The sequence below is a fragment of the uncultured Roseobacter sp. genome (genome assembly GCF_947495275.1).
Lineage (GTDB): Bacteria > Pseudomonadota > Alphaproteobacteria > Rhodobacterales > Rhodobacteraceae > Roseobacter.
The window spans coordinates 651808-665413 of sequence record NZ_CANLYL010000001.1 but is presented as its reverse complement, the minus strand read 5'-3'; the positions used below and the strand labels follow the sequence as shown (position 1 = coordinate 665413).

General features: G+C 60.6%; 14 protein-coding genes. 5 read left to right on the top strand and 9 right to left on the bottom strand.

Annotated features, from left to right (window positions below; genetic code table 11):
- Window position 1: 1 nt before the first annotated feature.
- The gene (locus Q0802_RS03230; RefSeq protein ID WP_298913425.1) at window positions 2-1474 is read right to left on the bottom strand and encodes a cobyric acid synthase; all 1473 of its coding nucleotides are present in this window, start codon (window positions 1472-1474) and stop codon (window positions 2-4) included.
- A 62-nt stretch (window positions 1475-1536) separates the two neighbouring features.
- Here Q0802_RS03230 and Q0802_RS03225 point away from each other — a divergent pair, with 62 nt between their 5' ends.
- On the top strand, window positions 1537-2115 hold the full coding sequence (locus Q0802_RS03225) for a cobalamin biosynthesis protein CobQ (RefSeq protein WP_298913422.1): 579 nt from the start codon (window positions 1537-1539) through the stop codon (window positions 2113-2115).
- Window positions 2116-2172: 57 nt separating this feature from the next.
- On the opposite strand, the gene Q0802_RS03220 is transcribed toward Q0802_RS03225, so the two are convergent.
- Window positions 2173-2493: a DUF6280 family protein gene (locus tag Q0802_RS03220; RefSeq protein ID WP_089420757.1), complete on the bottom strand. Its 321-nt coding sequence runs from the start codon at window positions 2491-2493 to the stop codon at window positions 2173-2175.
- 220 nt (window positions 2494-2713) lie between these two features.
- On the opposite strand from Q0802_RS03220, the gene efp reads away from it, so the two are divergent.
- A complete protein-coding gene (gene efp, locus Q0802_RS03215) occupies window positions 2714-3277 on the top strand; it encodes an elongation factor P (protein WP_298913408.1) in 564 nt (187 codons plus the stop codon).
- Window positions 3278-3289: 12 nt separating this feature from the next.
- Here efp and Q0802_RS03210 read toward each other — a convergent pair whose 3' ends face one another.
- On the bottom strand, window positions 3290-4030 hold the full coding sequence (locus tag Q0802_RS03210) for a folate-binding protein (RefSeq protein WP_298913405.1): 741 nt from the start codon (window positions 4028-4030) through the stop codon (window positions 3290-3292).
- A 68-nt stretch (window positions 4031-4098) separates the two neighbouring features.
- Between Q0802_RS03210 and Q0802_RS03205 the strand changes: the two genes are divergently transcribed.
- The gene (locus Q0802_RS03205) at window positions 4099-4773 is read left to right on the top strand and encodes a TIGR04283 family arsenosugar biosynthesis glycosyltransferase (protein WP_298913402.1); all 675 of its coding nucleotides are present in this window, start codon (window positions 4099-4101) and stop codon (window positions 4771-4773) included.
- Window positions 4774-4870: 97 nt separating this feature from the next.
- Window positions 4871-6079 (top strand): aminotransferase class V-fold PLP-dependent enzyme, encoded by a 1209-nt coding sequence (locus Q0802_RS03200; protein ID WP_298913399.1) that lies wholly within the window; start codon window positions 4871-4873, stop codon window positions 6077-6079.
- Here Q0802_RS03200 and Q0802_RS03195 read toward each other — a convergent pair.
- Both Q0802_RS03195 and Q0802_RS03190 read right to left on the bottom strand, forming a co-directional pair.
- On the bottom strand, window positions 6076-6291 hold the full coding sequence (locus Q0802_RS03195; RefSeq protein WP_298913396.1) for a hypothetical protein: 216 nt from the start codon (window positions 6289-6291) through the stop codon (window positions 6076-6078). The two genes, Q0802_RS03200 and Q0802_RS03195, sit on opposite strands and share 4 nt — an antisense overlap.
- Before the next feature lie 54 nt (window positions 6292-6345).
- Window positions 6346-7449, bottom strand: coding sequence for a pyridoxal phosphate-dependent aminotransferase (locus Q0802_RS03190; RefSeq protein WP_298913393.1), 1104 nt, complete (start codon window positions 7447-7449; stop codon window positions 6346-6348).
- A 112-nt stretch (window positions 7450-7561) separates the two neighbouring features.
- On the opposite strand from Q0802_RS03190, the gene Q0802_RS03185 reads away from it, so the two are divergent.
- A complete protein-coding gene (locus Q0802_RS03185; protein ID WP_298913390.1) occupies window positions 7562-8350 on the top strand; it encodes a crotonase/enoyl-CoA hydratase family protein in 789 nt (262 codons plus the stop codon).
- 10 nt (window positions 8351-8360) lie between these two features.
- Here the strand turns inward: Q0802_RS03185 and Q0802_RS03180 are convergent, their stop codons facing one another.
- The 4 genes from Q0802_RS03180 to Q0802_RS03165 all read right to left on the bottom strand — a co-directional run bounded on the left by Q0802_RS03180 (window position 8361) and on the right by Q0802_RS03165 (window position 13455).
- The gene (locus Q0802_RS03180; protein ID WP_298913387.1) at window positions 8361-8690 is read right to left on the bottom strand and encodes a DUF1992 domain-containing protein; all 330 of its coding nucleotides are present in this window, start codon (window positions 8688-8690) and stop codon (window positions 8361-8363) included.
- Between the two features lie 9 nt (window positions 8691-8699).
- Complete coding sequence (locus Q0802_RS03175; protein ID WP_298913384.1) at window positions 8700-11864, bottom strand: valine--tRNA ligase; 3165 nt, start codon at window positions 11862-11864, stop codon at window positions 8700-8702.
- Window positions 11865-11959: 95 nt separating this feature from the next.
- Window positions 11960-12565 carry an HD domain-containing protein gene (locus Q0802_RS03170; RefSeq protein ID WP_298913590.1) on the bottom strand — a complete coding sequence of 202 codons (606 nt, stop codon included), beginning with the start codon at window positions 12563-12565 and terminating at the stop codon, window positions 11960-11962.
- A gap of 11 nt (window positions 12566-12576) precedes the next feature.
- Window positions 12577-13455 carry a phytanoyl-CoA dioxygenase family protein gene (locus Q0802_RS03165; RefSeq protein WP_298913381.1) on the bottom strand — a complete coding sequence of 293 codons (879 nt, stop codon included), beginning with the start codon at window positions 13453-13455 and terminating at the stop codon, window positions 12577-12579.
- Window positions 13456-13606 lie beyond the last annotated feature (151 nt).

Sequence of the window (13606 nt, the reverse complement as noted above, 5' to 3'; positions counted from 1 at the left end):
TCTAGGCATCTACCCGGGCCGGAATTTCAGCCAGTTTGAGCAACATGTCCAGATCGAGATGCTGTTCCAGGTGCGCGGCCAGGTCATCAAGCGTTGCCTCCACAAGCTGATCATGCGCGATATGTGAGACTGCACCAAATTCCGACATCCAGGCTTTGCGAAACTTGTCGGAACTGAAAATGCCGTGCAGGTAACAGGCTTTGATCTTGCCATCCGCGGAACCGGCGCCCTGCGGGGAGCCCTCAAGGCTGAGCCACGGGCGGGCGCAGTCGGGTCCCGTGGTTTGCCCCATATGGATTTCATAGCCGTTCAGATCCGCGCCGCTGGCAAGATGTGTGCCATTGCTGATCGTCAGTGTTTTTCGGGGTGTCAAAACCGTATCGACCTCCAGATGGCCGAGCCCTTGGGCGGTCCCAGGGGTGCCTTCGAGGCCTTCGGGATCGGAGATGCTTTGCCCCAGCATCTGGTACCCGCCGCACAGGCCCAGCACGTGACCGCCGCGTCGAATATGGGCGGCGATATCAACGTCCCAGCCTTCCGCGCGCAAGGCTGCCAGATCGGCGAGCGTGGCCTTGCTGCCAATCAGCATGACCACATCGGCATCGGCGGGAAGGGGGGTTCCGCGCGCGATGATTTGCAGATCGACCGTGGGTTCTGCGGCAAGCGGATCAAGGTCGTCAAAATTTGAGATGCGCGGCAATTGCGGCACCACGATTTTTAGCCCCGACCCCCCGGATTGAGATCGCGCAGGAAGGTCCGCGACGTCTTCGGCGGGCAACCTGTGGGCATCGCCAAACCAGGGGATCACACCCAGACAGGGCCATCCGGTGCGCAGACGGATATCATCGCGCCCCTTGTCAAACAGCCTGACATCTCCACGGAACTTGTTGATTGCAAAGGCTTTGATCCGCGCGTTATCCGCATTATCGAGAACCGCCTGCGTGCCCACCACCTGTGCGATCACGCCGCCACGGTCGATGTCACCCATCAGAACCACCGGCACATCGGCGGCCTGCGCAAATCCCATGTTGGCAATGTCGCGGGCGCGCAGGTTTGTCTCTGCCGGGCTGCCAGCGCCTTCCACGATCACCAGGTCGCATTGCTCGGAAAGACGTGTGAAACTTTCCAGAACATGTGGCATCAGGGCGTCTTTGTGTTTGCCGAAGTCGCCCGCTTCCTGAACGCCGCGCACCTGTCCCTGAACGACGATCTGGGCACCCGTGTTGGACTGCGGTTTGAGCAATACTGGGTTCATATCCGTATGGGGCGCAACGCCTGCCGCGCGTGCCTGAAGTGCCTGTGCACGGCCAATTTCCCCACCATCCGAGGTCACGGCGGCATTGTTCGACATATTCTGCGGTTTGAAAGGACGTACCGAAAGACCCCGATGCGTATAGGCGCGCACAAGCCCTGCCACGATGATGGACTTGCCGACATTGCTGCCGGTTCCCTGAATCATGATCGCACGCGCCACGCCTCAACCCTTCCTGTTTTCCGCAACCTGCCGCATGATCGCCCGAAGGAAAAGGAGCAATCATGAACACGCCTGCACATTTGCTGATCGGCGCTGCGGTCATGGGGCGCAAAGGCAGCGCCGCCGTGGTCTGGGCGGCCCTGATTGGTGCCCTGTTGCCGGATCTGTCGCTGTATCTTTTGGCGGGTGGGGCGATATATCTTTTCGGCATTGCTCCGCCGATTGTCTTCAATGATCTCTATTTTTCCACATCCTGGCAGGCAATTTTTGCCATCGACAATTCGATGATCCTTTGGGGCGGGCTTCTGGGGGTCGCTATCTGGCGCAGGTCGGCATGGGCAATCGCGCTTACCGGGGCGGCGCTGCTGCATCTTTGCCTCGATTTACCGCTGCACCATGACGACGGGCGGGCGCATTTCTGGCCTCTTACGGGGTGGGTTTTTGACAGTCCGGTCAGCTATTGGGATCGCGACCATGGCGCGTTCTGGGTGGCGCCCATCGAAGCGTTTCTGGCGACGGTAGCAGCCGTGCTGCTGTGGCAGCAGCGAATTGGGATCGGGGTTATGGTCTTGGTAGGGTGCCTGCTGGTGGCCGAATTATGGATCGTCCGGCAATGGCTGTTTTACTTCACAGACAGCTGAAAACACAAAAGCACGCCCGGGGTGGGGCGCGCTTTTGTTTTTGAAATCAGCTTGTTACTAGGCGGCTTCGGCCTGTTGGGCGGCGTTGCGACGCTCGGATTCTTCACGTGACAGTGCCACAGAAGTCCGTACCCCTTTGCCCACAAATTCCATCAGTCCGGACACAACCCGTTCGTTGGGGTCAATACCGGCGCAGCTCAGCACTTCGCGGCCATCGCGCGAACGCGCCCAGCGTGCGATTTGCTCAGGACCATTGCCATATTTCTTGTCGTCCGCGATGGCGTCGTCCAACGCAGCCAGTACAACGGCTGCGAAAAGTTTACGTGCACGGTTGCCTTGCTCGTTATTAAAGGCTGTGCCGTCAACGAAATCCTTCATTCGTCGTCCTTTCCATTATTCTTGCTCTTGTCTTTTCGGCGTGACGTTCCTTATGGAGGAGTTTAGTTGATTCGGATACCCCGAAACTGCATAGCTCGCATGCGCCCGGCGCATGGCTTTTCGCAATTGCAGCACGAGATTTCGTTGTCTTGTCACCACCCATCCCGCCAGATATAGGGTGCGTCAACAATTCATCAACCTTTTGTCATGGTTTGGTCATATGCCTAAAATCAACGGAAACGAGATCCGCCCCGGAAATGTTCTGGAGCATAATGGTGGTCTGTGGGCTGCGGTCAAAGTCGATCATGTCAAGCCCGGCAAGGGCGGGGCTTTTGCCCAGGTGGAGATGCGCAATCTGCGCAACGGCTCAAAACTCAACGAGCGGTTCCGCAGTGCCGACAAGGTAGAACGGGTTCGTCTGGAGCAGAAAGATCAGCAATTCCTCTATGAGGATGCCGGCATGTTGGTTGTGATGGACACGGAAACCTACGAACAGGTTCAGTTGCCTGCCGAACTGCTGGGCGAACGGCGTCCGTTTTTGCAAGACGGCATGACCATCGTCGTAGAGTTCTACGAGGATGAAGCGCTGAACGCGACGCTGCCCCAAAAGGTGACCTGCAAGATCGTGGAGACCGAACCGGTGGTCAAAGGTCAGACGGCGGCGAATTCATTCAAACCGGCGGTTCTGGACAATGGCGTCAAGGTGATGGTCCCGCCCTTCGTCGGGCAGGATGAGGATATCATCGTGAATACCGAAACGATGGAATATTCCGAACGCGCCTGAGGCAGGCTGCGATCAGCTGTCCAGTAAAGTAACCATGGCGTCACCTGCCCGCATGTCGCCCCGGGCACGGTCAAACCGCAGATAGGCAATACCGGCATCCTGGGTGCGGCTAAGGAGTTGGCCTGCGACTTTGCCATTCGCGGTGATGTCGGTGCCGGTTTCCGCCGGACCACTGAGCGCCACCCTCGCCAACCCTTTGCGCAGTTCGGTTTTGTGCTTCATCCGGGCGGTGACCTCCTGCCCGACATAGCAGCCCTTGCGAAAATCGACGCCGGAGAGCCGTTCGAAACCGGCCTCCAGGATGAAAGTGTCCGGGGTCAGTTCAATGCCTGTCTGCGGGATCAGATGCGCGACTCTGAGGGCTGTCCAGTCAATGGTGTCTTCCGGGGCTGCCACGTCGCGATACGCTCGCCAGCCCAGAGCGTCATGACGCGGGTCGGCGTAGCCATCGGCGGGAACGGGGCCCAGCCCCCGGTGCAGATGTTTTTCGGTCGGCGTGATGGTGACGTCGGCGCGCAGCTTGTACATGCTCAGCCGTTGCACCAGCAGATCCGCGAGGCTCTCATGCACGTCGAGCAGGTAACCCTGTGGTGCTTTTGAGAGGAAGAAATCCGCGATGTATTTGCCCTGCGGCGTCAACAGGGCGGCATAGATCAGGCCGGTGTCGGGGCCTGCGATGTCATTGGTGATCAGGCCCTGCAGGAAATCCCGGACATCAGCCCCGGTCAGATGCAAAATGCGGTATGTGCTCATGGGGGGTTCCTCTTCTGGCCTTGCATGACATATAGAAGTTTCGCCGCGAAGAAGAAGGGGCATAACCTATGCGTGCACCGATTTCAGTGATTGTGCCAACTCTCAACGCCGAGCATCAGTTGGGGGCTTGCCTGACGGCGCTGATGCCGGGGCTGGAAGCCGGTCTGATCCGCGAGCTGATCGTTACCGATGGGGGCTCGGATGACGCTACCCTTGCCATTGCGCGCGCCTGGGGGGCGGAGACCGTCGAATGCCCTGCGTCACGCGGCGGGCAACTCGCACGCGGTTGTGCGCAGGCGCAGGGTATGTGGCTGCTGGTGCTGCATGCCGATACGGTGTTGCAGGAGGGTTGGGTGGCGGCTGTCGTCAAGCATCTGGAGACGCATGAAGCAGGCTGGTTCAAACTGCGGTTTGCCCAAGGCGGCACTGCTGGACGGATCGTCGCCGGCTGGGCCAATTTGCGCAGCCGGTCGGGGCTGCCCTATGGGGATCAGGGGCTGCTGATCCCGCGTGCCCTTTATTCTGACGTTGGCGGATACCCGGATCAACCTTTGATGGAAGACGTGGCAATCGCGCGCGCGCTCAGGGGGCGTTTGCGTGCGCTTGATGCCATCGCGCTTACCAGCGCGGCGCGCTATCATCGTCAGGGCTGGTTGCGGCGCGGTGCGCGCAATATCTGGACTTTGCTGCGGTATTTCGGCGGTGCATCGCCGCATCGGTTGGCCGAGAGTTACCGCCGCTGAACGGTTCCGGTTTTTCCGATTTGACAGGCACGAAAAGGTGCAATTGACGTCGCCATAACTTGGGCTAGTGTGGCGCCAGATCAAAAGGACAGCCCTTATGCCCCAAAAATCCATCACGCCCTCCGGCACGGGGTATCTGGCCATTCCGGGACCGTCTGTCATGCCGGAGGCGGTGCTGAATGCCATGCACAGGCCCGCGCCAAATATCTACGCAGGCGAGCTGCCGCAGATGATGCCGGGGATTGTTGCGGACCTCAAACGCGTGGCGCGCACGGATGGGCAGGTGGCCATCTACATTGCCAATGGTCACGGTGTCTGGGAGGCCGCCTTGGCCAATGTCGTAGCACCGGGCGAGCGGGTTCTGGTGCCTTCTACGGGGCATTTCGGCAAGGGCTGGGCGGGAATTGCCGAAGGGTTGGGGGCCCAAGCAGAGGTCATTGATTTCGGTAAATCCGCGCCAATGGACATGAGCCGCATCGCTGAGGCGCTGGCAGCGGACAAGGACCACAGGATCAAGGCCGTGCTGGGCGTGCATGTGGATACATCAAGTTCCGTGCGCAACGATATTGCCGCCCTGCGCGCAACCATGGACGCGGTTGGCCATCCCGCGCTTCTGATGGCCGATTGCATTGCGTCGCTGGGGTGCGACGCATTCGAGATGGATGCCTGGGGCGTCGATGTCATGGTCTCTGCCTGCCAGAAAGGGCTGATGGTGCCCCCGGGCATGGGGTTTGTCTTTTTCAATGACAAAGCCGCCGAGGTGCGTGCGGCAATGCCCCGGGTCAGCGAATACTGGAACTGGACGCCGCGTGCGAATCCGCAGGAGTTCTATCAGTACTGGGACGGCACAGCGCCCACCCATCATGTCTACGGGTTGCGGGCGGCACTGGATATGATCCACGCGGAGGGCATGGAGGCTGTCTGGGCGCGTCACGCGGTGCTGGCGCGGGCGATCTGGGCGGCCTGTGGTGCCTGGGCCGCGCAGGGCACGCTGCGCATGAACATCGACGATCCGGCACAGCGTAGCCATGCGGTCACAGCGCTGCATCTGGAAGCGCCTCAGGCCACTGCGCTACGGGACTGGACCGCTCAGAACCTGGGGCTGACCCTCGGCATCGGATTGGGCATGACCGCCCCCGATGATCCTGAGTGGCATGGGTTTTTTCGGTTGGGTCATATGGGTCATGTGAATGGCCACATGATCATGGGGTTGCTGGGCGGAATGGAGGCGGGGTTCAAGGCTCTGAACATCGCACATGGCCCAGGTGCTCTGGCGGCAGCGGCCCAGGTGATTGCCAGCGGCTAGAGATTTGGTTTTGCCCGATATCGCCGCTCTGATGCGCGGCGCCGGAAATCAAGCCAGTTCAGCCAGTAATTGACCGTGAGGCATAGGAAAACCGCTGCGATCAGGCCCCAGATCGCAAACAGAAACAGCAGTATCCACGACAGGTTCACACCGAACATCACGATACAGGCACTTGTGTAATTGGGCGCGCGGCCCAGTCTGTGGTTTTCCATAGCGCATCCCGTCTCAGGGCAGGTGCGCCAATTATATCCAACCCAAATCAGCCGTCAGCACTTTTCTGCGGCCCTCAGGGCGACAGGCAGAACTTCGGCCAGAATATCGAGATCGGCAGGTGTGCCGCAACTGACGCGAATGCACCGGTTCTGAGGCGCCACGAAAGGCATGCGGATGAAGACACCGCGGGCTACCATCTCTCGCAGGACCGTCTGGGCGAACGCCGGGTCCCGTCGACAGTCGATGGTTACGAAATTGGCGGCGGACTTAAGCGGGCTCAACCCATTGTTCCGCGCGATGTCCCAGATGCGATTGCGAGAGGCGACAACACGCGCCTGAACCGACCGTAGCCATGTCTGATCTTCCAGGGCGGCCAATGCGCCGGCCTGTGCGGCGCGGTTCATGCCAAAGTGGTTTCGCACCTTGTTGAATGCACAAATCAGCTCCGGGGCCCCGATCGCATAGCCGACGCGCGCGCCCGCAAGTCCATATGCTTTGGAAAACGTGCGCATTCTGATCACGCGAGGATCATCCATCGGCAGCGGCAGCGGCGTACCTTGGGGCGCAAATTCGATGTAGGCTTCGTCAAGTATCAGGAGCGTCCCTTCCGGAAGCGAGGACATGGCGGACACGATGTCCCGTCCCGAGTGCGCCGTTCCCATGGGATTGTCGGGATTGGCCAGATAGACAAGTTTCGCATCCACCTCGGCGGCTTTGGCAAACAGCGCGGTAAGGTCCTCGAAATCCTGTTTGTAGGGGACCTTGTGTAGGACGCCCCCATGCCCCGCCACATGATAGTTGAATGTAGGGTAAGCGCCGTCCGAGGTGACGACAGCATCGCCGGGACCAACCATCAGGCGCACCAGATAGCCCAGAAGCCCGTCGATGCCTTCACCCGGCATGATCGTTTCCGGGGTGATGCCGTAATGGGCCGCGAGCGCTTCGCGCAGTTCAAAGCTCTCGGGGTCGCCGTACATCCACTGCGGGGTTTCTGCCATGGCACGGGTCGCAGCGGGCGACGGGCCAAATACGTTTTCATTTGCGCCAAGGCGGGCGTCGAAGATCCGGGCGCGGGCGCGTTCCTGTGTCTCCGGGCCAACAAAGGGGACGGTTGCGGGCAGGGACTGGGCGAGTGGTGTCAATCGAAAGCTGGTCATGGCGTCTCTTAAAACGGCTTGGCGGGTTTGAGCAAGGCCCCGATTGCCCTAACGTTTTTCTGGTCAAAAAGATGCCGTTGCGGTCTGATGATCTGAGACAGAGGAGACACAGATGCCCCGCGTTACCGTTAGCCAGATCGACCACGTCGCTCATGTTCAGCTCAACCGCCCCGAAAAGCGCAATGCTGTGGATCAGGACATGTTCACCGCCCTGATTGACGCCGGTCAGCAAGTGGCTGCATCGGACGCGCGCGCGGTGGTTTTGTCAGGTGCGGGCGGGGCGTTTTGCGCAGGTATCGACATCAGCAGCCTCGGCGATATGCTGAGCAAGGATATCGCGGCCGAAATCATGCGCCGCACCCATGGCGCGGGCACCACCAACCAATGGCAGGAGGCCGCGATGGTCTGGCACCGTCTGGACATCCCGGTCATTGCCGCCCTGCACGGTGTTGCCTTCGGGGCCGGACTTCAAATCGCCTTGGGCGCAGACATCCGGATTGCGGCACCGGACACGAAACTGGCGGTGATGGAGATGAAGTGGGGCATTCTTCCGGACATGGGGGGCATGGTTCTGCTGCCGCGTCTGGTGCGTTCGGACGTGCTGCGCCGTCTGACCTATACCGCCACGCCGATCAGCGCCGAACAGGCTGCGCAATGGGGTCTTGTGACCGAGATTGCAGAGGATCCGCTGGCGGCCGCGACAGCGCTGGCCGAAGAGATTGCGGGCAAAAGCCCCAAGGCAATTCGTGCCGCCAAGTCACTGATAGATATTGCAGAAAACGAAAATACTGAGGCGGTTCTGCTGGCTGAATCGCGCCTTCAGGGCGCGCTGTTGGGCAAGCCGGAACAGATGGAAGTGATCGCCGCGCAATTTGCCAAACGCGCGCCGGTTTTCGACTGAGTTACAGCGCTCAGGACATGAATTTGCGCCGGGCCTCGCGGGCGATCTCATAGCGCAGTTCCAGGTCGGCGAGATGGGCCATGGCGGATTTGCGTTCGGCCTCTGTCTTACAGGTGCTGTAGGATTTGCGGGCCGCCTCCAGCGCCTTTTTCAGCGCGAATTCTTCGGGGACCACACCGGCCTCGGCCATGATCCGCATACCGGTTGACATCGCCGCCTCGTCACTTGTTTCCACCGGGCGGTCGGGCAGGGGGCGGCCTTCACCCTTCAACCCGCTCAGCGCGCCTGAGGCTCGCGCCTTGGCGATCTGCTGTTCGATGAGGGAGCGAAAACTGCGCATGGCGGCAGTTTACCCCAATTCAGCCAATCGGGCGAGCGCCTCTTTCAACTTGCTCTCTTCCTCTTCGCGCAAGGCCAGATTGGCGCGGGTTTCCTCGACCACCTCCGCCGGGGCGGAAGCCGCGAACTTGGGGTTGTTCAGACGCCCACGCAACCCGTCCAATTCCTTGCCAAGCTTATCCAGTGTTTTTTGCAGACGTGCTTTTTCTTCTTCAACATCAATGACATCAGACAGCGGCAGGCCAAAGCTGCCCCCCGTGACGGCCAGCGTGACGGACCCTTTGGGGAAGCTCTGCACCTCGCTCATGCTCTCGATCCGGGCCAGACGTTTGATCATGGTCTCATTGGCCTCAAACGCCGCGCGGGCCGCCGCATCCATACCGACAGCAACCAGCGGCACATAGGCCCCCGCGGGCACATGCATCTGGGCGCGGGCAGAGCGGATCGCCTCAATCAGGCTGACCACCCAGTTCAGTTCCTTGTCGGCAGCCTCATCGACCAGATCGGCGGCGCTGTAGCTGGGCCAGTCGGCAACCACAAGCTGGCTGTCGCGGCGGGCGGTGGCGGCCCAAAGCTCTTCGGTGATGAAGGGCATGATCGGGTGCAGCAGGATCATGCATTGATCCAGCACCCAGGCCATGGTGTCGCGGGTTTCCGGTGCGAGATCGGCGTTGGCGGCGTCCTGCAACAGCGGTTTGGAAAGCTCCACATACCAGTCGCAGACCTTGCCCCAGACAAAGCTGTAGGCGGCGTTCGCGGCATCGTTGAACCGGTAGTTTTCGAGGGCCGCGTCGATCTCTTCGCGGACCTTGGCGGTCTCTCCGATGATCCACTTGTTGACGGCTGCGGTGGGGGTCACAGGGCATGCACCACCTGTGCACAGGGTGTGCACCGCGGATGCACGCGCCTCGAAAACGCCGTTCATCTCGGCAAAGCGGCAGGCGTTCCAGAGCTTGGTGCCGAAATTACGGTATCCGGCGATGCGCGCGGTGCTGAGTTTCAGATCACGCCCCATGGCGGCCATGGCCGTCAGGGTGAAGCGCACCGCATCCGCGCCGTACTCGTCGATCATGTCCAGCGGGTCGAGCACGTTGCCCAAAGACTTGGACATCTTCTTGCCCTTCTCGTCGCGCACAAGCGCATGCACGTAGACGGTGTCGAAGGGCTTTTGCCCGACCACGGCGTATTGCATCATCATCATCCGCGCGACCCAGAAGAAGATGATATCGAAGCCGGTGATCAGCGTGGAGGTGGGGAAGTACTTTTGCAGCGCCGCGTTCTGGGCGTCCTGATCCGCATCGCCCGTCCAGCCCAGCGTGCCGATGGGCCAGAGGCCGGAGGAGAACCAAGTGTCGAGGACGTCGGGGTCGCGCGCAAGATAGACGGCGTCAACTTTCGTTGGCTTGTCAATTCCCAGATCTCTTCCCAAGTTCGTATTGGGTGATACGTCTTGCAATGGGCCTTCTGTCTTTTCAATCGCAGACTTATAGCAGCTTGCCTCTCCGACCACGGTCAGCGGGAAGTGAGATTTTTCATCATAGTAGACTTGGGCGGCTTTGCTGGCTTCCTCAAAACTAGGTGCACAGAATGAGACCGGATTGTCCCAGTTTTCAGTCTGCCCACGCGGCCGGTCGCCTTCAGCGGGCAATTCCTCGATAGCTGGCCCATACCACACCGGGATCTGATGCCCCCACCAAAGCTGCCGGGAAATACACCAGGGCTCGATGTTTTCCAGCCAGTTGAAATAGACCTTCTTGTCCTGTTCGGGGTGGATCGCGACGTCTCCGTTGCGCACCGCGTCAATGGCGGGCTGCACGATTTTCGAGGTCTCGACAAACCACTGATCGGTCAGCATCGGCTCAATGACCACTTTGGAGCGGTCGCCGAAAGGCTGCATGATTTTCTTGTTTTCCACCAGCGGCGCAAGGCTCTCGACTTCATTGCCCTCACCATCGAGCTTGGTCACGGTCTGCATGACCGCGAGGCCTTCGTCGGTGATCTGGGCGACGACCTTCTTGCGCGCCTCGAACCGGTCAAGCCCGCGCAGATCGTCCGGCACCAGATTGACCGCATCGGCCTTGGCCTCCGATAGCTCCCGCTCCCCTTGTGCGACGGCCATGGCAATCGCGGCAGCCTCGGCGTAGGGCGCGCCGTCGTCGCGCAGCGCGCCTTTGGTGTCGAGCAGCCGGTAGAGCGGGATGCCGCCGCGTTTGGCAACCTGATAGTCGTTGAAGTCATGCGCGCCGGTGATCTTCACGGCACCCGAGCCGAAGGTGGGATCGGGGTAGTCATCGGTGATGATCGGGATCAGACGGCGGTGCTCCTTTGGCCCCACCGGGATTTCGCAGAGCTTGCCGACGATGGGGGCGTAACGCGCGTCTGACGGATGCACGGCCACGGCGCCGTCGCCCAGCATGGTTTCGGGCCGCGTGGTGGCGATGGAGATGTAGTCGCGGGTTTCGCGCAGGGTCTCAACGCCGTCCTCGTCCTTCTCGACATATTCATAGGTGGCACCGCCCGCCAGCGGGTACTTGAAATGCCACATGTGGCCATCGACCTCGATGTTCTCAACCTCCAGATCGGAAATGGCGGTCTCGAAATGCGGGTCCCAGTTCACCAGCCGCTTGCCACGGTAGATGAGGCCGTCGTTGTACATCTGCACGAAGACCTTGATGACGGCGTCGTGGAAGTTCTGCTCGGTGGGTTCGGGATCACCGGGCGCGCCGCCCATGGTGAAAGCCTCGCGCGACCAGTCGCAGGAGGCACCAAGGCGTTTGAGCTGGCCGATGATGGTGCCGCGGGATTTGACCTTCTGCTGCCAGACCCGTTCGAGGAATTTCTCACGCCCCATCTCGCGGCGCGAGGGTTCCTGATTGGCGGCCATTTCACGCTCAGTCACCATCTGCGTGGCAATGCCGGCGTGATCGGTGCCGGGCTGCCAGAGCGTGTCGAACCCGCGCATCCGGTGCCAGCGGATCAGGATGTCCTGCAGCGTGTTGTTGAAGGCATGTCCCATGTGCAGCGAGCCCGTGACATTGGGCGGCGGGATCATGATCGAAAACGGCGCGGCACCCGGTTTGGCATGGGCCCCGGCCTGAAAAGCACCTGATTTTTCCCAGGCGGCATAGAGCCGCGCTTCGGCCTCTTTTGCGTCAAATGTCTTGGTCAGCGCCATGATCACGTCCTTCGTCACTCTGCCCGCGCGGGTCTAACCGAGCTTGCGGAAAAGGGGAAGGTGGCAGCCGGGGATAATTTGCTCCCGGCCTGTGATCAACTGCGTGGGGTTGCGACCAGAGGCTCGCGCTGCCCACTGCAGATAACCTGCGCGTCATAGGGTGTGCGGGCAAAGACCTCCTCGACCATGGGGGCGAAATGCGCCAGCGGCAGCGTGTCGTAATCGGGATCAAAGCTCGCCTGATCCCAGCGTTCGCAGAACGTGGCGCAATCCTCGAAATACGGGTGGCCTGCATATCTGTCGCGTTTGTGCGGATCAGCCCCGACGTGGTGGCCATAATAGACCATCTGGAAATCGCCATGTTTCTCGACCACCCAAGCGCATTGTTCGCGCACGAAGGGGCGCAGAATGGTGGCGGCATATTCGTCGTGGTTATGAGGCGCGTAGATGTCGCCGATATCATGCAGCAACGCAGAGACCATCCAGTCGATATCCGCACCATCCCGCCACGCCCGTGTCGCCGATTGCAGCGAGTGGCCCAGACGGGTGACCTGATAGCCTGACAGGCTTTCATCGAGATCGACCAATGCTTTGAGCAACCGCCCGGCGGTGCCCCGCGTGTAGGCGACCTCGTGTTCGGTCAGAAAGGCGTAATCCTCGGCGGTGCCATCTTTCATTTGCGTGAAGCCCACGTGTTTCATGTCACTGGTGCTCATGCGTATAGGCCTTTCTTGCTTTTGGCGCCGGCCATCATCACCTTGGCCTGTGCTTGCCGTATCTCTTCATATTGCGCGAGGGCCTGCGGCGCAAAGTCCGTTTCAGGCGGATCAAAGCTGAGGAAATTGCCGTGCCGGTCCGCGCCCCGCGCCAGCACTGCGTAATCCACATCACCCAAGCGTTGTTTGATGTCTGGCGTGCAGTAGCGGATGACAGCGGCGATGCGACGATCATCGGTTGTGTTGGGGCCGGAGCCATGAATGGTCAGCCCGTGATGCAGCGACATCTGGCCGGGATGGATTTCAATGGGTGTCTTGTCCTCTTCGGCGACATCCACCCTGATCTCCTGTCCCCGGCTCAGCAGGTTGTCCTCGGCAAAGGTATCCTCATGGGGCAGGATCGGGTTTTTGTGGGAGCCTTTGACGAAATCCATACAGCCCGAAGCGGGCGTGGCGGGCGACAGCGACAGCCAGGCGGTGACCAGCCCGTCAACCGCGCCCAGACCCCAATAGGTCAGATCCTGATGCATCGAGACCTTATGGGCCGTCCTCGGTTCCTTGATGAAAAACTCGACGGCGTAAATCAGGATATCCGGCCCCAGAATGCCCTCCACCACATCCAGTATGCGCGGATCAGACCCGATGCGATGGGCCAGCGGCATCACGCAATGGGCGTTGACACGCTTGTAGGTGTTCAAGGACAGGGGCAGGTCCGCCGCCAGCCAGGTATCTTCGATCCGTTCCAGTTCGGCGCGCAAGTTCCGCGCCTCATCAGCTGGCATGACCGGGATCGGAAAAAGGTAGCCATCGTCCCAGTAGGATTTGGTCTGGCTCTCGCTGAGACGGCCTTTTTCCAGGGGCAGGGATGAGACCATGTGATACCTCCTCTTTTGCCACAACGATGTCTGAGGCGGCGGCGATCCTCTGTTCTGTTTGCGACCTGGGCGGAGGTCGCATTCCCGCCGATCCGGCGACTGGGTGATCAAACCATCGCTCGCGTGACTGGACAAGCGCGCCCTTGCCGCT

Bases quoted from the DNA above. Each gene is read 5' to 3' on its own strand.
- Q0802_RS03165 (WP_298913381.1), bottom strand. From the start codon at position 13,455: ATGGTCTCATCCCTGCCCCTGGAAAAAGGCCGTCTCAGCGAGAGCCAG.
- Q0802_RS03175 (WP_298913384.1), bottom strand. From the start codon at position 11,864: ATGGCGCTGACCAAGACATTTGACGCAAAAGAGGCCGAAGCGCGGCTC.
- Q0802_RS03190 (WP_298913393.1), bottom strand. From the start codon at position 7,449: ATGACCAGCTTTCGATTGACACCACTCGCCCAGTCCCTGCCCGCAACC.
- Q0802_RS03205 (WP_298913402.1), top strand. From the start codon at position 4,099: ATGCGTGCACCGATTTCAGTGATTGTGCCAACTCTCAACGCCGAGCAT.
- Q0802_RS03195 (WP_298913396.1), bottom strand. From the start codon at position 6,291: ATGGAAAACCACAGACTGGGCCGCGCGCCCAATTACACAAGTGCCTGT.
- Q0802_RS03185 (WP_298913390.1), top strand. From the start codon at position 7,562: ATGCCCCGCGTTACCGTTAGCCAGATCGACCACGTCGCTCATGTTCAG.
- Q0802_RS03210 (WP_298913405.1), bottom strand. From the start codon at position 4,030: ATGAGCACATACCGCATTTTGCATCTGACCGGGGCTGATGTCCGGGAT.
- Q0802_RS03200 (WP_298913399.1), top strand. From the start codon at position 4,871: ATGCCCCAAAAATCCATCACGCCCTCCGGCACGGGGTATCTGGCCATT.
- Q0802_RS03180 (WP_298913387.1), bottom strand. From the start codon at position 8,690: ATGCGCAGTTTTCGCTCCCTCATCGAACAGCAGATCGCCAAGGCGCGA.
- efp (WP_298913408.1), top strand. From the start codon at position 2,714: ATGCCTAAAATCAACGGAAACGAGATCCGCCCCGGAAATGTTCTGGAG.
- Q0802_RS03220 (WP_089420757.1), bottom strand. From the start codon at position 2,493: ATGAAGGATTTCGTTGACGGCACAGCCTTTAATAACGAGCAAGGCAAC.
- Q0802_RS03225 (WP_298913422.1), top strand. From the start codon at position 1,537: ATGAACACGCCTGCACATTTGCTGATCGGCGCTGCGGTCATGGGGCGC.
- Q0802_RS03170 (WP_298913590.1), bottom strand. From the start codon at position 12,565: ATGAAACACGTGGGCTTCACGCAAATGAAAGATGGCACCGCCGAGGAT.